The organism is Nitrospira sp. BLG_2 (genome assembly GCF_049222245.1).
The window spans coordinates 1-21,934 of sequence record NZ_JBLYIG010000367.1; the positions used below are offsets into that span (position 1 = coordinate 1).

Annotated in this window: 20 protein-coding genes and 1 pseudogene; 2 read left to right on the forward strand and 19 right to left on the reverse strand. The window is 55.5% G+C overall.

The window, feature by feature from the left end:
• From ACOSYY_RS10095 to ACOSYY_RS10105, 3 genes are all read right to left on the reverse strand, one after another.
• Positions 1 to 497, reverse strand: a 497-nt coding sequence (locus tag ACOSYY_RS10095; RefSeq protein WP_421662182.1) for a hypothetical protein, incomplete at its 3' end; no start/stop codon positions are given.
• A gap of 18 nt (positions 498 to 515) precedes the next feature.
• Complete coding sequence (locus ACOSYY_RS10100) at positions 516 to 2,405, reverse strand: B12-binding domain-containing radical SAM protein (protein ID WP_421662183.1); 1,890 nt, start codon at positions 2,403 to 2,405, stop codon at positions 516 to 518.
• 324 nt (positions 2,406 to 2,729) lie between these two features.
• Positions 2,730 to 3,446, reverse strand: coding sequence for a flagellar brake protein (locus tag ACOSYY_RS10105; RefSeq protein ID WP_421662185.1), 717 nt, complete (start codon positions 3,444 to 3,446; stop codon positions 2,730 to 2,732).
• 256 nt (positions 3,447 to 3,702) lie between these two features.
• On the opposite strand from ACOSYY_RS10105, the gene ACOSYY_RS10110 reads away from it, so the two are divergent.
• The gene (locus ACOSYY_RS10110) at positions 3,703 to 4,959 is read left to right on the forward strand and encodes a cyclic di-GMP phosphodiesterase (protein WP_421662186.1); all 1,257 of its coding nucleotides are present in this window, start codon (positions 3,703 to 3,705) and stop codon (positions 4,957 to 4,959) included.
• A gap of 98 nt (positions 4,960 to 5,057) precedes the next feature.
• Positions 5,058 to 7,847 (forward strand): response regulator, encoded by a 2,790-nt coding sequence (locus ACOSYY_RS10115; RefSeq protein WP_421662188.1) that lies wholly within the window; start codon positions 5,058 to 5,060, stop codon positions 7,845 to 7,847.
• 6 nt (positions 7,848 to 7,853) lie between these two features.
• On the opposite strand, the gene ACOSYY_RS10120 is transcribed toward ACOSYY_RS10115, so the two are convergent.
• From ACOSYY_RS10120 to ACOSYY_RS10190, 16 genes and pseudogenes are all read right to left on the reverse strand, one after another.
• Complete coding sequence (locus ACOSYY_RS10120; RefSeq protein WP_421662211.1) at positions 7,854 to 8,171, reverse strand: HepT-like ribonuclease domain-containing protein; 318 nt, start codon at positions 8,169 to 8,171, stop codon at positions 7,854 to 7,856.
• A gap of 25 nt (positions 8,172 to 8,196) precedes the next feature.
• On the reverse strand, positions 8,197 to 8,490 hold the full coding sequence (locus ACOSYY_RS10125) for a nucleotidyltransferase family protein (RefSeq protein ID WP_421662190.1): 294 nt from the start codon (positions 8,488 to 8,490) through the stop codon (positions 8,197 to 8,199).
• Between the two features lie 116 nt (positions 8,491 to 8,606).
• Positions 8,607 to 8,831: pseudogene (locus ACOSYY_RS20415) on the reverse strand (hypothetical protein); the annotation flags it as partial.
• A 149-nt stretch (positions 8,832 to 8,980) separates the two neighbouring features.
• Positions 8,981 to 10,267, reverse strand: a complete 1,287-nt coding sequence (locus ACOSYY_RS10130; protein ID WP_421662191.1) for a DUF2130 domain-containing protein — start codon at positions 10,265 to 10,267, stop codon at positions 8,981 to 8,983.
• 220 nt (positions 10,268 to 10,487) lie between these two features.
• A complete protein-coding gene (fliW, locus tag ACOSYY_RS10135; protein ID WP_421662192.1) occupies positions 10,488 to 11,015 on the reverse strand; it encodes a flagellar assembly protein FliW in 528 nt (175 codons plus the stop codon).
• A gap of 10 nt (positions 11,016 to 11,025) precedes the next feature.
• A complete protein-coding gene (gene csrA, locus ACOSYY_RS10140; RefSeq protein WP_421662194.1) occupies positions 11,026 to 11,271 on the reverse strand; it encodes a carbon storage regulator CsrA in 246 nt (81 codons plus the stop codon).
• Between the two features lie 123 nt (positions 11,272 to 11,394).
• Positions 11,395 to 13,158: a flagellin N-terminal helical domain-containing protein gene (locus ACOSYY_RS10145; protein ID WP_421662196.1), complete on the reverse strand. Its 1,764-nt coding sequence runs from the start codon at positions 13,156 to 13,158 to the stop codon at positions 11,395 to 11,397.
• Between the two features lie 13 nt (positions 13,159 to 13,171).
• Entirely contained in the window at positions 13,172 to 15,199 is a 2,028-nt protein-coding gene (gene flgK, locus ACOSYY_RS10150; protein ID WP_421662197.1) for a flagellar hook-associated protein FlgK, read from the reverse strand.
• A gap of 2 nt (positions 15,200 to 15,201) precedes the next feature.
• Positions 15,202 to 15,711, reverse strand: coding sequence for a flagellar protein FlgN (flgN, locus tag ACOSYY_RS10155; RefSeq protein ID WP_421662199.1), 510 nt, complete (start codon positions 15,709 to 15,711; stop codon positions 15,202 to 15,204).
• A gap of 121 nt (positions 15,712 to 15,832) precedes the next feature.
• A complete protein-coding gene (flgM, locus tag ACOSYY_RS10160; RefSeq protein WP_421662201.1) occupies positions 15,833 to 16,138 on the reverse strand; it encodes a flagellar biosynthesis anti-sigma factor FlgM in 306 nt (101 codons plus the stop codon).
• 87 nt (positions 16,139 to 16,225) lie between these two features.
• Positions 16,226 to 16,612, reverse strand: a complete 387-nt coding sequence (locus tag ACOSYY_RS10165; RefSeq protein WP_421662202.1) for a rod-binding protein — start codon at positions 16,610 to 16,612, stop codon at positions 16,226 to 16,228.
• 18 nt (positions 16,613 to 16,630) lie between these two features.
• Entirely contained in the window at positions 16,631 to 17,770 is a 1,140-nt protein-coding gene (locus tag ACOSYY_RS10170) for a flagellar basal body P-ring protein FlgI (RefSeq protein ID WP_421662204.1), read from the reverse strand.
• A gap of 302 nt (positions 17,771 to 18,072) precedes the next feature.
• Positions 18,073 to 18,864, reverse strand: a complete 792-nt coding sequence (locus tag ACOSYY_RS10175; RefSeq protein WP_421662205.1) for a flagellar basal body L-ring protein FlgH — start codon at positions 18,862 to 18,864, stop codon at positions 18,073 to 18,075.
• A gap of 62 nt (positions 18,865 to 18,926) precedes the next feature.
• Positions 18,927 to 19,727 carry a flagellar basal body P-ring formation chaperone FlgA gene (gene flgA, locus ACOSYY_RS10180; protein WP_421662207.1) on the reverse strand — a complete coding sequence of 267 codons (801 nt, stop codon included), beginning with the start codon at positions 19,725 to 19,727 and terminating at the stop codon, positions 18,927 to 18,929.
• Between the two features lie 10 nt (positions 19,728 to 19,737).
• Positions 19,738 to 20,529 carry a flagellar basal-body rod protein FlgG gene (flgG, locus tag ACOSYY_RS10185; RefSeq protein WP_421662208.1) on the reverse strand — a complete coding sequence of 264 codons (792 nt, stop codon included), beginning with the start codon at positions 20,527 to 20,529 and terminating at the stop codon, positions 19,738 to 19,740.
• A 106-nt stretch (positions 20,530 to 20,635) separates the two neighbouring features.
• Positions 20,636 to 21,406: a flagellar hook-basal body protein gene (locus ACOSYY_RS10190; protein WP_421662209.1), complete on the reverse strand. Its 771-nt coding sequence runs from the start codon at positions 21,404 to 21,406 to the stop codon at positions 20,636 to 20,638.
• Between the last annotated feature and the right edge of the window lie 528 nt (positions 21,407 to 21,934).

The following is a 21,934-nucleotide window of genomic DNA, read 5'->3' on the forward strand; positions in this document are numbered from 1 at the left end:
AAACGGGACGGCACCGCCGATGGCCAAAATAAGGCCTGAACCAAACCGGCTTGATTGAACATCTCAGCATCGTGCTCGTCCGCAGTCAGCACGTGCGTCATATAGCTCACTTGCCGTTCAGCAAGCCCGGCCCGTTCCCGCAAATGCGGCCAACGCCGACAATCTTCATCGCTATACCGCAACGATTCCATGATGAGACCGACCCGCACCGGCGCCAGTCCGGTAAGCCACCCAAGAAACGCTTCCGAATACCGATTGTGCACCAGCCATACCCAAACCTGGTCGAAGCATTGTCCGGCCAGCAGGTCTTTCGCATGATGCAGCCAGGATGACGGCGAGGTGTCCGGAATGTCGCAGAGCGCCGGAATCGTCACGCACTCACAGCCGTTGGCACGGAGGCCGTCCTCAACCGAAAAGTTTCCCAAGTAGGACCAGGCTCTGGCCCGATCCCATGTCCCGAATTCCAATTGCACCAAAAGGATTCTGGGCTTCACCATGAACGTCCCGTGCCCCGACTAGGCCGCCAGTTTCTGACGAAGGGTCTCCACCATCCGGTCGAACTCCGCTAACGCAGGATCCGGCATGAAGTCGCCGCGGTTGCGTTCGTAGTACCGTAACGCTTCACGATGCGATCCCTGTTCACACATCGAAACCATTCGGTCCAAAAATTCGCGGAGCGGCAGCGAGTGCCGCTGTACCCTCGTTTCTTCGATGACACCGCCTTCTTCTCCCCTGGGTTGCATGATCGCAGCTTGAATCGCCTCGTCCGATGTCTCCTCTTCGACCGGCAACAACAGCCCTTTGTCCTTGGCGACCGGAACGTTAAGACGCAAGCGCTTAAAACAATGTGGGCAACCCGTGATGACTTGCAGACCATGAGTGGGTACCTGGCCAGGATCCGTCAACTCCACAAAGGAGATTTCTCTCGTACAATGCGGACACTCAGCAAATAGCTCCCAGAATCGACGAGCGCCCCCCAGCGTCATGCGATTGTGAACGGCGCGCTGAAGAATCCGAGTGACGTCCACCGTTTTGCAGAACGGCAGACTGTCGAACGCATAGATGGCCCGTAGATATCCGATCCATTGGGCATCCGGTATCTTGGTCATATTGAACGGAACCTGGTCGATCGTTTTGTAAAAGGCCAATTTGTCGGGAATCAGGCCCATATCCTGACAGGGAATATACAACGCACTGCCAGGATAGGGTTGAATGCTGCTCATGAAACAATGGCTATCCGCGCAATATTTCCTGTAGAAGTCCAAAGTCTCTGAAATGGTTTCTGGAGTTTCGGCCGGATCGCCGAAGATGAAATTGCCGCCGAACCCGATTTCGGCTTGATCCGCCAATGCAATCGCTTCCGCATACTGATCCGGATGCGTTCCTTTCTTCATGCTCTTGAGCACGCGCGGGCTCGCGCTTTCCAAGCCATAGCTGAAATAGGTGCACCCTGCACGTTTTGCCAATTGAAGCGACTCCAGACTCAACCGGGCATTCGCGTGTGTTTGGAACAGCCAATCGAAATCCCATCCGTGCCGCTCCCGATAGTCGATCAGGATCCGGCAAAACTCCTCTAATTTTTGTTTATTAACGGCAAACAATTCGTCCAGCACGATCAGAATGTTGAAGGGATAGCGTTCATAGAGGTGCTTGATCTCCTCCATGACGTTCTCCGTCGTGCGGGCCCGATATTTCGCTCGCCCCCCGTGTCCGTGAAGACAGAATGTACAAGCGAAAGGGCATTCACGCGCAGACACGATCGGCATGATTTTGGGATCCGCCCTGTAGAATCGATAGATCGGACGCGCCGCCCACGACGCCTCAAGCATGCCTTCAATGTCGAACATCGAATAATCCGGAAACGGATGGGTATTCAGATCTCGGCCGAATTTCAGATTTTTTTCCGTAAAAAACAGCCGTTCTTGTTTCCGGTAAGCCAGGTTGGGGATGGCATCGAGGTCCCCCTGCCGTTCCAAAGCATCGGCGAGCATCACGACCGTGTCGTCGGCTTCCCCGGCCAGGGAATAGTCCGGCTTAAGCGCCGAATGGATAAACTCCTGATCGTACGTGACGATCGACCCACCCATCAGCACGGGCACGGAGGGGGCATAGTGCCTGATCACATGCAAAGCATCCCGCAGAAAGGAGAAATCCGTGCAAATCCCCCCGATACCGATAAGATCAGGCTTCGTAGTCGCGATGGCCCGCGCAACCTTGTCATGCATCATGTCAAAGGCCGAGCCATATCCGGGAGCATTGTTGGGATTGCATCCGAAAACCTGATGACCGGCGGCTTTCAACGTGGCGGCCACATAAGCAAATCCGCATGAAAAATCCGATGGCGCCAAGAAAGAGGGATACTGGGTCGTATAACGGTATGTCGGCGGTATCAACAACACTTTCATCGTATACCTCGAGTCATCGAAAGAATTCCAAACGGTATTGCTTCAACCCATCGCAACAATGATACGGTTTGACGGATGCGACCACTGCATGGTTCTGCTGTTGGGGAGCGTGCACCGGATATCCGTAACGGCCTCGTGACCGAACTCCTGCTGGAATCATCAAGATCCGTGCCATCCGCGTTCGACCTGAGACGAGTATATTCCCGAGAGAATGATCGGTGACTACGCAGTGTGGGCGCTGACCGGGAAAATTCTGCCGATCAAGATCGAGTAGCACGAGGAAAGTCTTGACCGGTTGCCGAAGGAATGCGGGCTGCGATGTTCTTACCTGGCTCCAAGCAAATCGTTTCCCTGATATCGTCGGCAAACACATTGTTCGACTGCCTGACGGACGGATCCGCCCCACCCCCGATATTCGATGTACTCGAGCTTGTTGAATCGAAACTCGATGCCGATCATCCCATTTCCATGCCGCATATCGATATTCTTCACCACCCCCGTCAAGTTCGTGATATGTCCCAGTCCAGGAAGTTCGAACTCCATGCGAACCGTTGTTCCCAGGCGCAGCCAAGAGGGCTTTCGCACCAGTAGCACACTACATCCACTCTCGCTGAGATCTTTTAACAAACCACCGACATAGTCGCAGGCAGGCAACACGGATTTTGAGCTGTCGTCGTGATCAGCTCGCATCAACAAAAGCGGTTCGTTCGCCGGCACCCGGAGATGTTTTCGGAGATGCATTTCTTCCACCGCTTTTGGATAGGCCATGAAAAGGAGCGGTACCGGCGAAATGATTACCTCTCGTATTTCGCTGCGGTATCCCACCAGTTTGCCTTCATGGAAGTAGCTGACCGTGCACGGTGTGCCGCCCGCAATCCGCCGATCATGGCCGAGCTGAAGCGGCCATTCGCACACAAGCCATGCGTGCTCCTTCCAGCCGAGAAGCGTCGTGCCGCACGTGACCTTCTGTTGATCACACGTGAATGCAATTTTCAGCGACAACCCGACCGATAAAAATGATGGCGCTGGCGGGACAGACACGGCAATCTCGTTCATACCCTCGCCCCAAGATACAACCGATATGAATTGACTCTGATGATCCCTATCGGAATGTTACAGATGAATCTTGAGGGTAAAACAGACACAATGGAGAACATCGGCCTAGAACTGATTCGAACCCGTCATGATTCACGGACAACGATCAAGTTCGGCGTAGCTTGGCCGATAACACCATTGAAATGTCTCTTCTTTCGGCAAGTCCGAGCGGAGACCTTTCTATCCTGGAGTCCAAAGACCTATGGCGACAAAACGTATCTCAATCGAACAGCTCGTCCCCGGCATGTTTATCATAGAGATGGATGTCCCCTGGTACCGAACCCCGTTCTTCTCCCATAAGCGGCTGATCAAGGATCTGCAAACCATCCAACTCATGAAGCAGCATGGGATCAAGATGGTGACCATCGATACCAGCAAAGGATTAGATCTGCCGTCGCAACCCTCAATGAATGCGCGCGCTGCAAGCCGGCACGCGACCGACCCGGATGTCTCCGCTCCTCCCGAGCAAAAGGCCGAACGTACGTCTGAGGTGAAACCTGAGGATCACTCCGTCACCGTGATCTATGCAGAAGCTCAGGAAGCGGTGGAGCGCATCTTCGAGGATCTTGAGCGAGGAATTCCTCCGTCTGCTGAAGCGACTAAAGCCATCGTGTTAAACGTGTTGGGACACGTTCTCAGCGACCGCGCGGCAATGGTTACTCAAGTCGCCATTCAGAAAATTAAGCAGTTCGACCGTTCCTTGACGGCTCATGCACTGGATGCATGCATCTTGTCGCTCGTGGTGGCCATTGAAAGCGGACTGGATCGACTGACCCAAGAACAGGTCGGCATGGGCGCATTGCTCCATGATGCGGGATATGTCCGCCTCCCGCGCAATCTCGTTCGTAATCGGAATGAATGCAGCGGACAAGATAAGACTCTTCTCGAACAGCATTGCACACTTGGCGTCGCACTCCTCTCCGAGCATCCAGGCATGCATGAGGATGTCCTACGCATCGTCCGGGAGCATCATGAGAGGGCCGATGGAAGCGGATTTCCAGGCGGTCTAGGCCATGATCAGATTTCTCGCCCCGCGCAGATCGTCGGCATCGTCGATTTTTATGACGGCATGGTCAGTCGGCGTGGCGCGCATCCGGCCATGATTCCACATGATGCCGTTCGGCAACTCTTCTTGGCCGGAGAACGAGGACATTTCGAAAAGTCTCTCGTGGAGCTGATGATTCGGAGCATCGGAGTCTACCCGGTCGGGAGTCTAGTCAGGCTTAATACCGGCGAACAGGCGGTCGTCGTCGGAGTCAACCCCCAGCAACGACTTAAACCCGTGGTAAAGGTCACGACCGATCCGCAAGGAGGCTCTTATACGACGCCGATTGAAGTGGACCTGGCGACGCCATCCCCAGACCGCACAGTCCGAACCGTGCTGCGCGTTCTAGACCCGGCCCGGGAGCGTGTCAACATCGGCATACACCTGGACCAAGCCCTCTCACGAGCCGCGTGATGAAACCGCCCGGACGGAAACGCAAACGCCCCCGACGGCGACCTACAGCTCCTCTTTCTACGGCTTCCGTGTGCCTCGACCTTCTTGAAGGTCTTCCGTTGGCTACCCTCATCCTTGACAGTAATCTCTCCGTATTGGCCGTTAACGGGGAAGGCCATCGGTTGCTTGGACCACGGTTCCCATCCTCGACTGTCCGATCGTTTCCGTCCCTGTGGTCGATGCTCACCCAGTCCGATCCAATCACCATTACAGCGCAGCTGAACGACGTGCTGAAGAACCGCCGCCCGACTTCCGTCACACAGCATCTTCTCTTGCGGAGGACAACTCACCCCGTTCCGGTGAAATGGACGTGCGCGCCCAGTACATTCAATGGGATGGCTGTATTAATTATCAGCATTCGAGACTTGTCCCACGAGTTGGAATTGAAGCAGGATCGCGATCGATTGATCGCAATCTCTGAAGAAAGTCCCTTACCGATGATCGAACTGGACCGGCATATGAGCCTGCTGTATGCCAATCCTGCGATGATCTCCCTGCTCACTCAATTCGGATACAACGTCGAAGGATTTCCCAACGTCGCCCCACGCAGCCTTCCGGACATCGTGCAACGCTGTCTCGCAACAGGCCATGTGATTCGTGATGAGGCCGTTGCGCTCCCAGAAGCCAATTTTTCATGGACCTTCTGCCCCGTTACCACTCATGGCATCGTGCGGGGCTATGCCACTGACATGACGAGCGTCCATAAGACCCAACAGGCGCTCCAACTCTCCGCCGACCAGCTTCGCGAGAGCAACCGCCGCTTGGACCAAGCCTTGGACGAGGCCAAGGAATCGGCGCGCGTCAAGACGGCGTTTCTCGCGACCGTCAGCCACGAACTACGTACCCCCATGAACGGCGTGATCGGTATGACGAGCCTATTAATGGAGACCTCCCTGACATCAGAACAACAGTCCTACGCGGAGACCATTCGGCAATGCGGGGAAGCGCTGCTCCAACTGATCAACGACGTGCTCGAATGCAGCAAAATCGAGGCAGGTAAACTGGAGCTGGAGTGTCTCGACTTCAATCTAAGAACCTCGGTGGAGCAGGTGTTGGCCCAATTCGCCGAGCGAGCGGAGACGAAAGGACTAGAACTGACCGGACTTGTACACGCGTCGGTTCCGACAGGGCTCAAAGGCGACCCCGGCCGTCTGCGTCAGATCCTCACCAATCTGGTAGCCAACGCAGTGAAGTTCACCGACAAGGGCGGGGTGACCCTGCAGGCCTATCTCGAAGAAGACCTACCCGACGCCGCAGTCATTCGTTTCGAAGTCACGGACAGCGGCATCGGAATTAATCGGAACACCCAAGCTAAACTGTTCCGTCCGTTCGTGCAGGCAGACAGCTCCACGACGAGAAAATATGGCGGGACCGGCCTTGGCCTTTCAATTTCCAAACAACTCGTGGAATTGATGGGGGGAGGGATCGGAGTGCGCAGCATCGAGGGACAGGGCAGCACCTTCTGGTGCACGGCGCGATTCCAAAAACAGGCCGATTCTCCCCGAGCGATTCTTCCGACAGGGGATCTCACCGGAAAGCGTGTCTTGATCGTCGATGATAACGAATCGAATCGTGTGATCCTTCACCATCTGGTATCAGGTTGGGGGATGGTTGACGACCTCGCGGAGGATGCCGTATCGGCTTTACAATGCGTCGCGGAAGCAACGCAGCGCGGAAGGTCGTACGATCTCGCGATTTTGGACGTCGTCATGCCGGGAAAGGACGGGTTGCAGCTCGCACGAGAGCTGCAAAATCACCCGGCAGGATCCGGGATTCGCCTCGTCGTGATGACCTCGATGCTGCAGCGGGGTCATGCGGAGCAGGCCCGTCAGGCCGGTGCGATGGGTTACTTACCGAAACCTATCCGCCATGATGAATTACGCGACTGTCTACAAACCGTGCTCGGCCTGCCCGAGGGCCAAGCGCCGAAGGACACGCCAACACGCGCCCTCGTGCCTCAGCTCGTCACCAGGCATATGGTCGCGGAGAATGCGCAACATCCGCGCATTTTGGTCGTGGAAGACAACATCGTCAACCAGAAGCTCGTCGTGCGGATGGTCGAAAAACTGGGTTACAAGCCGGATGTCGTCGAAAACGGCAAAGAGGCGCTGACTGCGCTCGCCAAGGGAAACTATGCCGTCATCCTGATGGATTGTCAGATGCCCGTCATGGACGGATTTGAGACAACCCGGTGCATTCGAGAACGTGAAGTGTCGGTCGCATCGCGCGACTCCCCTGATGGGAGCGCGAACCGTTCAGAAACGGCGCTACAATCGATTCCGCACATACCTATTATCGCGGTCACCGCCAATGCGATGCAGGGCGATCGCGAGCGCTGCTTGGCAACCGGGATGGACGATTATCTCGCCAAGCCGATTAAACTGGACGAACTGCGGAGCGCTCTGGCACGTTGGGCATCCGCACCGCCCGATGTGATGATCCACGGGAAACAGTTCTCGATTCCCACAACGGCCGACCCGGCCCGAGGAATCTTCGATCCTGCCAAAATGTACCAGAACATCGGCGGCGACAGCGAATTGTTCGCTCAACTCGTGCGCCTCTTTCTCGATCGCCACCAGACCATGCTGGCTGACATCAGAACGGCGCTGGCTGATGCCGACTCGATCGCCGTCGAGCGAATGGCACACACGTTCAAGGGCACCGCCGGAAATCTTTGCGCCTCCGAAGTCGCGCTCACCGCCGGTCGTCTCGAAGCAGTCGGCCGCCTCAACGCGCTCCACGACGCCCCACCCGTCTACGCGCAGCTCGAACTCGAAGTCGCACGGCTCATCCGTATCCTTGAATCCTACCGACAGGGATATCGACCAATCACCGAGACAGCCGCATAGCACCACTCACGATCGCTGGTCCTTCACTTGTTGGGTTGCCTTTTCTACTGATGGGATGAGAGCCGAAACCTTCGACTGCACCACATCCCAGATCACATGAACATCTAGGCCGAAGTACCCATGAACGATGACGTCACGGAAGCCCGCCACTTTTGACCAATTCACACCAGGCATCATGGCTCGTCCCTCAGGCGGGAGATGCTTTGCTGCCTCTCCTATGATCTCAAGATTGCGGACCACCACATCGAAAACGATGTCTTCGGACTGAAATTGCTCAAACGTGAGCCCTCTTGTGTAGCATTGGATCTTTCGGGCGCTTTCCAGATGTCATCGAGGTAGTAAGATCCAGTTACGCGACATGCACGAGGTCCTTTTCAATAATCAGACGCATGCGCGCTTTGAGGCCTGCTTCGGTGACAAGATCGACGCCTGTTCCTAGCAGACGCTCTAGATAGGCTTTCAGATCCATATAGTTGTCGAAGGTGGGTGCGACCTCGAATGCCACAAGGATGTCCACGTCGCTGTCACGGCGCATTTCATCGCGAGCGGCTGAACCAAACAGCGCGAGGCGCCTTACTCCAAATAGTCTTTGCATCTCCTGGAGATGCACGCGCAATACCGACAACAGGCGTTCGCGATTCATGACACGCCCCTTCCCTCCATTGCAGTGAGAATCAGCCTGGGTCCCGTAACACCATCGGTCGGCCGGTTCTCCTTTCCAATCCAGGTAAGTTCGAGTTTCTGTTTGCCCATGTTCAGCTAGTGATACTTACTACGGCGGTTGTCAAAAGCACGCTTCGTACCTTCGAGCACGTTAACAACATGGACGTTAATCACTGGGTTTTCTATTGCCCCTGACACGTATGTAATTTTGGACGACTTTTTCCGATCAAATGAGCAATAAATCACCTGCTCCGCATCGCATACTACGGCCAAATTGGGATTGTGAGTCACCATAAATAGTTGCCGTTTCTTTCCACTTTCTTTGTAGAGCAAACCAACCATCGAACGTCCAAATAGTCCATGAGGGGATATACGGCTGGCTGTGAGGACGCTGGTGAGTGAATATGGAGATCCCATTGCCTCCATTCCGCGCCCCTCTCATATGTCCGCTTTGCTGTCACGATTCCAAACTATTCCGGGATTGGAAGTTGCTCTGACGGATCACTTCCTAGCAAAGGTAACTCCAGTCCCTCTATCTCTTGAATCGTCTTCCCCGCGATCCCTTGCAGATCCCCATACATCCCAGCCGTGGCGTGCATCACCCGCTCAATTTGTTCTTCCCTCTTTGCCCATTGTTTGATGATTACCTTTCTCTCTTTGTCGAGATCCTCCTGCATCGTGGAGAAGGCTTCGACGATGGCCTCGATTCGATGACGGAAGCGTGGTCCGGTCAGGTATTGGTAGATCATTTCTGTTTTGGTCTGCTGCCCTTCAGATGCTTGACGGGCACAACCGACCTCGATGAGGGTGTGCCGCAGCGTGTGCGCCAGGGGGAGCACCGTTTTCGGATGAGTGATCCACACATTCTCAATCACCCCGAATGTTTCAATTTCTTTGGGAAGGGATTGGCTGACAATGACGGCGATTTCCGCTTTGGCAGCGCGTTGGTCCTCACGAAGCTTCGCGAGCCAACCGTCGCTCCAGTTTTTGGTGCGTTTCGATTCCCAGATAATTGTCCCGCAGGGATGCCCGTTCGACCCCATGACACGCTGAAGCGCATCGCCGCCATGTTCGCCTTTGGGGACAGGCTCGATGGTGTCCCGTGGAAACTTTGCCCGGAGCAGCGCTTCCAATTCTAATTCCTGAACCTCGCCTTGAAGCTGCTGTGATCCTTGCTCGGCTTTCCGTTTCAACTCTTCAATCTGCCTCTGCATTGAGGCAATGGTTTGTTCTTTCTCCAGGACTTTAAGCTTTAGCCCTTCCTCGGCTTCTTTCTTAGCCTGTTCCCTTGTCACAGCGAGCCCTTCTTGAACTCGCTTTTCGATTGTCAGGTTCAGCTCACGCTTGGCATCGTCCAGTTCTCGCTGTTTGCGAAGCAGATCGGCCTGCGCTCTCTGTGCCTCGGCCAGCTTTGCCTCGCGTTCCTGCATCAGCGCGTTTAAGTCAGCAAGCTCCGTGGTCTTCTGATCAAGATCAGCTTGCAATGCGAGCTTCGCTTTCTTCGCTTCCTCAGCTGCAATTCTGGTGCGTTCGGAGCGAATCTTTTCCGCTACCTGCTCGTCGAGCTGCTCTTTTGCTTTCGCAATGGCCTCTTCGCGTACGCGAATCTCGGCCTCCCGCTTCGCCGCTTCCACATCTTTTTGAGCCAAGCGCTTTTCGTAGTCCCGGCGTGTAGATTCAATCAGGGGCGCAGCAAGCGATTCGGTCAGCTTGATTTCCGTCTTGCAGCTTGGACAAATGATGGTTGGCTCACTCATTCCGATTTCGCCCTTGTCGTGCTACATTCGGACCATCAATGGTGGCAGCGACATGAATCTTACACGAAGTCCCTGTCGTGGAAGAGAGTACGCATGCCCATATGCTTCTCAAACCGACGATCGGCTTAACCCAGCGATGTGCTTACCGCTTTTCTTCGGAGAAAGCAATCATTCCGACGTCAGGGCTGAAAAAGAAGATAAGATTTTAGGTGTCAGGAGATCAGCGAACCACAGGAATATCAGAACAGTGGGGGGGAAGGCCCGGCGAGACCCGACATTCTACAGAGTGAGAGACCTGCGCCATCTCGGACGATGAAGGTCCGGAGACGGGAAATAACGGGTGCCGGGTGGGAAAGTCTTCCGAGAGCACCAACTGCTTCCCGAGTTTGGTTTTATGGCAGATGATCAATGGCCCTCGCAAATTGACGGTAATCCGACCCGGATCATCCGATGGAATGGTTAAGATCACAACCAGCGCCAAATCTTCTCTCTCTCTAGCTTTGATTTCAACCAAGGCGTCGGCGGGAACGTCGATATGATACGCTGGATGGAACAGGGCCGGATCCATGATCACAAACGCCAGGGCCGGTTCTTCGACGGATTGAAGCCATTTGAAGGGAGCCTCGGTGTCGTGATCCAGAATGACATATCGCTGCTGCTCCGGGAAACCGAGCAGCCCCAAAGGAAACGTCAGGATGCTTTCGTCGCGAACTTCGAATGATCCAAAACGAGTCGATGCGCACTTCACGATCATGTCCTCACGAAGCCATCCGGGTTTTGACAGGGATCAAGCGACGCAATGCATCGATGGGTACCACGTGAGTCTTCGCCGCTAATCGGTTCTCCTCTTGAATTCTCACGTAGACTTCTTCCCGATGGACCGCAACAGCCGGCGGCGCTTCGATTCCCAAGCGGACATGGCCGCTATTCACCCCAAGCACGACCACGCGGATGTCCGGACCAATCGTGACACTTTCTCCACGGCGACGGCTGAGTACCAGCATACCGGTCTTCCTCGGCAAGAGGTATGAGTTTCACCCCTTTTCGGCCTACCCGGACAGAAACTTTACGTCACAAAGGTGCCGATACCATCGGTCGAACAAACCCGAAGAGCGCCACGCGCAAACTCATAAATAATTCAACAATGAGTTCTCAAATACCTTGCTCAATGTCCTGCTCGCCGCTTCGATCGCAAATTGCTGCAGAGTCAGGTCTGAAATGGCTTTGGCCAGATCGACGTCCTCGGTTTCCGAGAGCGACCGGAGGAAGAAGCCTTTGGTCTCCTCAAGCTGTGCAGCGCTTGTGGTCAGGCGATTGGATGTCGCGCCTACTTCTCCCTGGACCGCGGCTATTTGCGACACCCCTCGGTTCAAGTCGCCTAGGGCGTCGCTGATACCCAGCCCATCATTGCCGCGCAACGCGCTGATCAGCTGTTTGACTCCCGAAAATATATCCACTCCACCCGCAGTAAAAGCCCGATCTCCGGCGACATTGGTCGGAACCGTCTGGTCTGTTCCAACTTCGATGGCATGAACTCCGGCGTCCCCCTGGTATTGCAAACCTGAGACAATGGAGAACAGATCGCCGCTCGCCGGCGCCCCCGTTCCGTTGCTGAGCGTCACACGGACGCCGTCGAAGCTGATCTCGCTCCCGGATGCGTAAGTCTGGTTGGTAAGGACGTTCCGGGGCGACAGACTGATTGAGAACGCATCCCCGGTTTGAGGCCCTCCTTGCTGGCCGTTTGCCAACACAACACGCAAGCCGGCGAATGAAATCGCCTCGCCCGACACATAGGTGTTGCCGGACGACAGCGTCGTACTGGTCGTCTGGTCGATCACCGAGTACTGCGTTGCAGACGTAAATTGGATTTGATAGTCGTGCAACGTAAGCGCTGCCGCATTCACCATCCCGGCGTCTCTCACGCCGACGCCCCCGGCGTTGGACGACCCGCGCGTTGCGGTCACCGGAACCGTCACGTTCAATACATCGTACGCCGTAGCTGAAGTGAACCGGATCAGATAGTCGTCCAAGGTGGCGGTGTTGTCGTCCACAACCCGTCCATGTCCAGCCAGGGCTCCGCCGGTGTTGCCGACGGTCGAAGCGACTGTTGCAGTAAGCGCGAACGGCGCGCCGCCGGTCGTCTCGCTGCCGCCCGCTAATCCGAGTGTGTTTCTGGCCAAGCCTCCGGTTATGCGGACCGCGGACTGCAAGCCGTTCGAATCGGATGCAATGACGAGGTGATCCATTTCAAGCGTGACCGTTACACTCTTTCCGGCATTGACCAGAGCCGTATCGGCGTTAATGCGGCTTTGCACACGTGCCGCCAGCTGTGGACCCGTCAAAGATTCTGTCCCGGACGTCAGATCGATCGTGCCTGACGTGGTCCCGTCCACGGCCACGATAAGGGTATCGTTACTGCCGTTTGTCAGAGTCGCGGGTATCGTCATCGCAAGCCCGGTTACCCGTCCATGCGTGCTGGTGCCGGTGAAAATCCGCTGGTCGTTCAGCTCTGTATTGGCCGACTGCTGGAGCTGCGCGAACAATTGTCGCACTTCTTTGGCGCCGATGGTCCGCTCGACTGCGCCGTTCGTATCGCTTCGGAACTGTACCGCGAGCTGCTGCACACGGGACAGCGAGGCCATCGCTTGGCTCAACGTCTTGTCGGAGAGATCCAGCCTCGTCTGCCCGAATACAATATTCCGTTCCCGTTGCTCGATCACGGCAAGCGAGGCCTTGTCCAACGCGATGTGATTGAACGCGCTTGGATCATCGGACGGTTGGCGCACCAGCTTGCCGGTCGACACTTGCTGCTGGAACTCCAGCGCCCGCGCGCGCGCTCGGGCCAGGTTATTCGTGAGCACGCCGAAGGTCTGCAGCTCTGTCACCCGCATGGAAACCTCGATACTAAGGTTTGATCGACAAAAGCGTTTGGAACATCTCGTCGGTGATACGTATCAGTCGCGAGGCTGCTTCGAACCCCCGTTGGAACTTAATGAGATTCACCAATTCCTCGTCGAGAGACACGCCGGAAACCTGCGCGCGCAAGGTCTCAATCTGATCCTTCAGAATCTCCTTCGCTTCCTGTTCACGATCGGCCGCCTGCGCGGCAACGCCCAGCTCCGCCGCGACGGCCCGATACGCGTCATGCAAAGTACCGTCATCCAGGCTCGCAAACCGCTGGTGCTGGAGCGCAACCAGTGAGAGGAGATTCGTGTTGTTGCCTGGAATGCCCGTTCTCGTCGAGGAGGCCGCGACAGACGACGGATTCGTGAGTACGACCGCCAGATCGCGAGCCGCGTGACCGTATGAATCGACCTCGAACACGTCTCCCGCCGCCGCTGCGCCGGACAACGTCACACTGAGACCATCGAATGCCAACGTGGTCGGGCTCGCATACGTGCCGGAAGCCGCCGTGCCGGTGCCGGCGATCAATCCGAGCGCCGTTCTGGCCGTGCCGCCGGTCACATTGACGTCCGATGAGGAAGTTGTATCGTTCGACGTGATGATCAGGCGACCGGTCGTGGTGTCATAAGTCACCGCGACGGTTTTTCCAGCTGCCTGCAGCGTGACATCTCCATTGATCTTACCCTGCACTTCCTGCGCGAGGGCCGTCCCCGACGTATACGACAAGCCCGGGCTTGCGGTGCCCGCGAGCGTGATCGTCCCGGAAACCACACCATCGACGGTCACCATCAGTGTGTCGTTCGTCCCTGTCACGATGGACAGCGGATTGTCCACGGAAGGCGCAGTGATCGCCGTGCCGGTATAGTTGCCGCGAATCGTGGCCCCGGTGGTCGCATCCACGATGGAATAGGCGGTCGCCGAGGAGAATCGGATCTCGTAGTCATGAAACGTAAGGAGCTCGTTTGAGGTGATCGCACCGCCGCTGATCGCCGCGGCTCCCTGATTGGCCGTGACAGCCCGCGTGGTCACCGCCACCGGACCGAAAAAATCACGTCCGGTCGATCCGTCAAGTCCATACCCTTGTCGATGGATGATGTTCACGGCGTTGGCCAACGTCGCTGCCAGCTGGTCGAATGAGGTTTCCAGGTCTCGGACTGTCGTGTCGCGGACATCCAGCAGGCTGCGTAAGCGGCCGTTCGAGATAAGTGCATCGATACTCAAGGGGCGTGTGCCGCCGGTGGAATATCCGATCGAGAAAAGCCCGTCATTGTCCGGATCTTCGACTGCCGTCAACTGCCGGACCGAGCCACTTTCCACCAGCACCTGGCCCCGCGCGGCGAAGACCGTCAGAGCGCCGGTATCGGACTCCACGGTTGTGATGTCGATACGCGTCGCCAACTCGTTCAACGTCAACTCACGTTGATCTCGTAGGTCGTTGGCATTCTGGCCTGCCACTTCGGCCCTGATGATTTGGCTGTTCAGTTCAGCGATTTGGTTCGACAGGCTGTTGATTTCCGTCACTGTCTGACGGACCTGAAAATTCAGTGATTGTCGCGCCACCACCAAGTCGGAAGACACCTGATTCACGCTCGATGCCAACTGTCTGGCGTTCGCCAACAAGACAGAGCGGGCCGCCAGTTCACCTGGATTGGTTGATACATCTTGCAGGCCACGGAAAAAGTCGTTCATTCGGGCGGCGATGCCTTGATTATTGCTGTCTCCGAACAAATTCTGCAGCCGGAACAACTCCTCTCGCGACACCGACAAGCGTCCAAGGTTCTGCTGGACAGTCGTAAGCTGCCGATTGATGAATTGATCCGTGTACCGCCTGATAGATGTGGCCATCACGCCGGTCCCCGCCATCCCGGGCTGCCCGTCCAGCGGCGGCCGCTCGGTGAGCACCGCTTCCTGTCTCGAATATCCCGGCGTATTTACATTGGCAACGTTATGCCCCGTGACGGCGAGGGCTTGTTGCGAGGTCGTGAGCGCGCTTCTCGCGATGTCAAAGAGAGAGGTGAGACCGATCATGATTAACCCTGCTGATGAATGAGCACGTTGACACGGCCTGCGACGAACGACTGTCCATCGGCTGTGTAAAGATCCCTTCCTGGGGCGACGGGTGTGCCGGTCGACAACGCTTGATCAACCACGCCGCGAATGCCTTCGATGAGCACCACGTTCTGCTTGATTTCATCGCGGACGGTCTTGGCTATCGTCATATAGCTTCGATAAGTCGCCCGTAAGTCCTCTGACGCCGTGTCTTTGACATGATCAATAAGTTCCTGGATCGATGTCGTGACCGGCTGAAGGCCATAGTGCGCCAACAGTTTTGGAATAAGTTGCTGCCGTTCATCGGCAAGAGATTGCAACGATTCTAGAATAGCCAGTCGACGACAATTGATGGAATGGAATTCAGTGATCGCAAACGTCCGGATAGCGACTCGCTCTGCGTGGACCGTCTCAAGCAGCTGATGACAGGCTTCCTCCTCTTGGCGCAGCAAGCGGCAGAGCTGGGTGATCGCCGGCAAAAACGTGGACATAGGCATACAGACTCCTTGTGATTCTGGACGGGCGCTGCATTCCGCCGTCCACCTCCTCTTCCTCGGAGGAAGGATCGGAGGACTACGGCGAGTGAGTATTCAGGAGCCTGAAAAGCGGATGTTATAGTATGGCGTCGGTCAGAACCTGTTTAATGAGGGCATCTCCAACCGCTCGGCCACTGACATCGTACGTGCCGCTGTCAAGAGCGCGCCTGACGTGCTCCACATGTTCAGTCCGTCCAGGGTCAGGTTGATTGGTCAACTCCCGAATCCGCTGAAGTTCCTTCGCTTGGGCGGAAATCTGGACCTCATCCTTGCCTACCTGGGCGCGGGCATCCGATCGTCGCCCCCCTGAACTCTCAGTTTCCTGCACCCCGAGCAACAGCTTTGCGAGGTGGTCCACCTTCCCATGACCTGAAATCTGCATGTTGCCGCTCCTTCCCCGGCTCTTTATCTCCCAGCGACCATCCTGAGAGGTTATAGACTTTACTCCGGTCGAGCTCCTTATCGGTTCCTACCCTGAAGAACTTGAGTGTTTCGTGGAAAAAGACACGGAATATTGTTGGGCATACTCCTGGACCATCTTGGCAATGCCGATTCCCCCGGATTCGGCCGCCCGCCTCCCAATCTCTTCATCATAAAATGAGTAAAAATAAGCCCCTTGCTTGTTGGTGATGGATCCTTCGTGAACCGTATCTCTCATCACCTTCAGTAAATACGAGACAAAATAAGCCTCGAACTGCCGTCCAACTTCGACCATTTGCTGATGTTCCTTAACAGCGTCCTGCGATATTGAATGGTTCACATGAAGATTAGGATGAATAGAACCTATGGCAAAATCAGGGTGTCTATATGATGCAACAGCTGGCTCTGAACGGCTTCCACTATGATAAATATTCATTATAAATCCATATGCTATTTATATTATTTCAAGATTAGCTTGAAGTGCTCCGGCCGACCTGAGAGCTGAAAGGATGGCCACAAGATCGCGTGGCGTCACTCCTACTGCATTGAGAGCCCGCACCACCTCCCCCAATGTCACTGTTTCATCCACCACCATGAGCCGCGATTCCTGTTCTTTTACTTCTGTCTGCACATCCGGCGTCACGGTAGTCTGGCCCGCGGAAGAGCCGATAAGCGGCGCCAGCGGCTGCGACACGTTCAACGTATTTTTTACCGAGATAGTGAGATTGCCGTGAGAGATTGCACATGTTGAAATACGTACATGTTCTCCCAACACCACTGTTCCAGTCCGTTCATTGACGACGATTTTGGCTATAGAATCGACGGCCACGTCGAGTCCCTCGATCGAGGCGATATACTCCACGACGCGGCCCTGGAAAGCTTGAGGAATCGTAGCCTTCACGGATCCGGCATTCACGGCTAATGCACTGCCTTTCCCGAAAGCACTCTCGATGGCTTCGGCCGTCCTGATGGCGGTTGTGAAATCAGGTTGCCGTAGGAGTACGGAAACCGTTTCCCACGAGTCGATGTTGACCGGCAGCTCTTTCTCGATGATGGCTCCACCGGGAACTAGCCCGGCCGCCTGATGATTCTTGACCACCGTCGCTCCTCCAGGTCCTCCCGACCCGCCGAGAAAACCACCGATTGAGACCGGCCCCTGCGCGACTGCAAACACTTGCTGATTGGCTGCTTTCAAAGGCGTAAGCAAGAGCGTACCGCCTTGCAGACTTTTGGCGTTCGCCATCGACGACACGACTGCATCCAACGTCATCCCAGGTTTTGAAAATGGGGGAAGTTTGGCGGTGACCATCACTGAGGCAATGTTTCTGGTCAGTAGCTGAATGGGATCGATCACTAGATTGACGCCCATTTTGTTCAACATGGACATCATCGCCTGAATCGTAAACTGTCCACCGATCACTCGGTCGCCGGTGCTGTCCAGACCCACCACCAACCCATAGCCGATCAACTGGTTTTCGCGCACGCCTTCAATGGCGCCGATATCCTTGATTCTCACCGCATCGGCGCTGGGAGGAACCAACAGGCAACCTGCCAGTATCAACGCGCTGAAGACCGGAGCAAGCCGTGGGAACATGCGTGAATACCCCCAAAGTCGCTACGAACGTTTGAAAACGGAATACTGCGATCTACGACCAAGCAGAAGGCGCGCCAGCCACCCCTGCTCAGAGACCACTTCTTTCACCGAGTGACGGTCAACATCATCCAGCACATGGAATTGCGTTCCGTGTCCAAAGGAAGGAGGATCAAAATCAGCCCGCCGTACGACTCCACTCCGCACCATCATCTGCAGAGTGATGAGATTCAATGGGCGTCGCTTGGAGATACCCCTTCTCATTGTCGGGCGCCTCTGCGAAGCTGTCATGCACCATTCCCTCCTCAGAACGGGTAGACCCAATCGAGAATGCGGACGAACCAGCCGGGTCGCTGCACATCGTCGAGAACACCGAGACCCGAATATTCGATTCTGGCGTCGGCAATGGCGGATGACAAAACCGTATTCTTGGTATCGACATCGACTCGACGCACGATGCCGCCGATGCTCATCAGCTGCTTTTCACTGTTGACCGTCACTTCACGGCGCCCTTCGACACGGAGATCACCGTTGGGAAGCACCTCGGTGACGATCGCGGAAATGGTCCCCGTCAGAGTTCCCTCGCGGCTGGTGGCGCCTTTCCCACCGAATTTATTATTGGCGCTGGCATCAATTCCCATCCCCCGTCTCGTTTCATCGCTGAATCGAATGCCCGGTATTCCGATATAACCCATCGCGCTACCCACGAGACTATTTCTAATATTCGACTCGCGTTGGGCCTCCGTATCCGCTGACTTTGATCCTTTATGTTTTTCGACGATCTTCACGGTGAGAATATCGCCGATACGCATGGCGCGGAGATCCTCGTAGAGATAGGCTCGCCCATTCTCTTCCTGCCACAAGGACCCTACCGTTTTGGGGGGAGGCAATGGGGCCACGACGACCTTGCTCGAAACATTCGGCGGAGTCGAACATCCGTGCAGCAGCAGCATGACACCAATTAGCTGCGCAGGATGCTCAACAAGGCTCCTAATCTCACCCATCCAACCCCGGCGCGCCAACGCGCGCCTTTCCACGGGCAAGGCCACAGTACCCAGGATTCTCTCCCGCTGTTCTATGTTCGCTTCACGCTTCACGAGATACGCCACCTGTTCAACATAATGCGAGAGCGCCGCTGGCAGACTTCTTCAGCATGCTGCTAGAACTCCACCTCAACGAGACTGGGAGCTACCACTTTGGCTCTCAATTCCCTGCCGGAATCCAGATTGGCGACCATGACGGTCTGCCCGACCTGTCCGCTCGATTTCGTCACACCATAGGCTCGAATCGACAGTCCCCCTCGCCGAGCTTCGATAAGGACCCGGTCCCCTTTTTTGATCACCAACGGAAGCTTCACGAATGCGGCGCGCAACGGAGTATCAGGAGGAAGAGGCCGAGAGGCGCTCTTTCCTACGATCTCACCATGATCCGTAATGAAGGGATGGTTCACCTGATGAACCCGCATTCCGACAGTCTTGAGATCTCCCATCTCGATCAGTTCGTCGGCTTTAAGAAACCGGGCAGGGACAACCGCGTCGATCATCGCCGCAATATCTGCCACTACCTGGATCGTCTTCCGAGGTTTCCCATTGGCCACGGCCTCCACGTGAAACCTGCGCCGCCCTAGCCCTTCTTCCGTAGGATTGGGGATAATATGGAGTTCCACCGCCCCGCCGGAGATCATCACCGGATCAGCGGGTTCCACAACCGTTACATGCACCGTTTTCACCTTGCGCCCCCACTCGCTCTCCAAATGCTTCTGAATGACCTTCATAATCCGATCGGGATTGACCTCACTGATAGCTGCTCTGCCGGTAACAATGTCGGACGCCCGAGGAATCCGACTCGGGGACACCGGCGAAGTCGCGCGAGGCTCGCCGTGAAATCCGGCAATTGCTGTCGTCACGTCGGAGACTCCGGGTAAAAGGAGCATGATCAGGATCTGTAAACATCCGAACATGAGGCGCTCCTTATCGTCTCAGGTTATTGGCAATAGCCATCATTTCGTCGGAAGCCTGAATCGTCTTGGAGTTAATCTCGTAACTTCGCTGGGCGATAATCATGTTGACCATTTCTTCGGCAAGGTTGACATTCGAGCTCTCCAAGAATCCCTGCTGGATCGTGCCGAATCCGGTCGTGAAGCCGCCAGTCCCCTGCGTCGGAGGTCCTGATGCAAAGCTGTCGATAAAGAGATTATTTCCCATGGCGACCAAGCCCGAAGGATTGTCGAACCGTGTGAGTTGAATTTGCCCGACTTGGGAAGCCTGAGTGACTCCCGGAAGCAAGACGGAGACAGTGCCGTCCTGACCGATATCCACTTTCAAGGCACCCGAAGGAATCGTAATGACCGGATTCAAAAGATCGCCGTCACCCGTCACAAGGTTGCCCACGTTGTCACGTTTGAAGGAACCATTTCTGGTGTACATGATCGTTCCGTCTGGACGAGACACTTGGAAAAAGCCGTTGCCATCGATCGCCAAATCCAGTTCATTGTTCGTTTGGCGCATGTTTCCTTGGAGCCATTCTTTCGACACCGTTGTTGGACGAACTCCGGCTCCCACCTGGATACCGACTGGAAAGACTCCGACGTTGGATGCGTTCGTGCCCGGTAGTCGCTGGATCTGATACAGCAGATCCGCGAACTCAGCGCGACTGCGTTTGAAAGAGCTGGTGTTGACGTTCGCGAGGTTATGGGCGATGGTATCGACGTTGATCTGCTGAGCCGTCATTCCGGTCGCCGCTGTCCACATGGCTCGAATCATAGAATCCTCCAAGGAAGAACTGACAGCCTATAGTTGATAGCAAGAACTCTCCCATTGGACCTGGCCTTGCCATCAGCTATACGCCATCGGTCATACGCCTTCCGTCTCATAGCACCCGACCTACGTCTTGAATCGCGACCTCAGCCATCCGATCAAGCGTCTGAATCAGCTTTTGCGTCGATTCATAGTTGCGCATGCCCTGAATCATCTTCACCATCTCGCCGATGGAATTGACATTGGATTCTTCAATGTGTCCGACCTGAATCTGAGGATTTTTGGCCACTGTGCCTTTCTCAGAGAAAAAGAGTCCGTCCGATGACTTCTGCGGCATGTCATCATCCGCAAATTCCATGACTTTGATTGTCGCCACAGGTTTATCATCCACTTTGATGGCTCCCTGTGTCGTAATCTCCAATTTCCCGGGAGGAATCTTGATTTCCCCCTTCGCCCCCATTATCGGATAACCCAATCCGGTCACGAGCCGGCGTTGATTGTCCAGCGAGAGCATGCCGTTGCGGGTGTATCGAAGCCCTTGAGGCGTCTGTACTTCAAAGAACCCTTGGCCTTGAATGGCGACATCCAGCGGATTGCCGGTCAGTCGGATGCGACCCGGCTCGAATGTCGTCTTGATCCGGTGCGGCGCGACAAATGCGCGCTCAGTCGGCCCAAACGGTCTGGCCATGATCTGTTGAGCCAATCCCATGGTTTGGCCGCCGGTAGGAACGACTGCGTGGTATCGTGGAAATATGGCTTTGAAAGCCTGCTCGTCTTGCTTGAAACCCGCGGTATTCACGTTGGCCATATTGTTCGCGAAGACCTGCATCCGCCGTTCATGGGCCAACGCTCCGGACAAGATGGGGTAGATCCCTCGATTCATACTGCCTGCTCCTTTTGTTCTCGGAAGAGGGACAGCAACCCTTGTGCCAGTCCGCAAGCAGAACCCTGGGAGGATAAGTACCAATGTGCGAGCATAAACTAATGAATTTCCTCAGGGATAATGAGAGTTGAATTGCGCTATAAAGAGGACGGAGCGAGTCAGCGGATCATGGCAGGATCGCACTGGGCCATTCCTACCAGCCTAGTGAAAAATATTCCTAGTGGGAATAACGATCAGTCAGGAAATAACTGATGGAGGAGCACCCGCTCTGCTTAGCCCACGAGTTGCTTTGCCACGTTGAGGTCGACTAACCTGGTAAATCAGGCAGAACACGAGTACTCTGGCGAAGAGTCATCTTAGCATCGTCCATAAAAGTCTCAGCTAAACGATAGCCCGTTGACGTCGCCATGACCCCACTCAGTGACACTCCCCCACCAGTCGATCACTCGCGACTGACCCTCCCTAATTCCGTGGACACCGGGTTACGCGACAGCCGCCCGTGCTTCAAACTCGGCAGGGGAATGATAG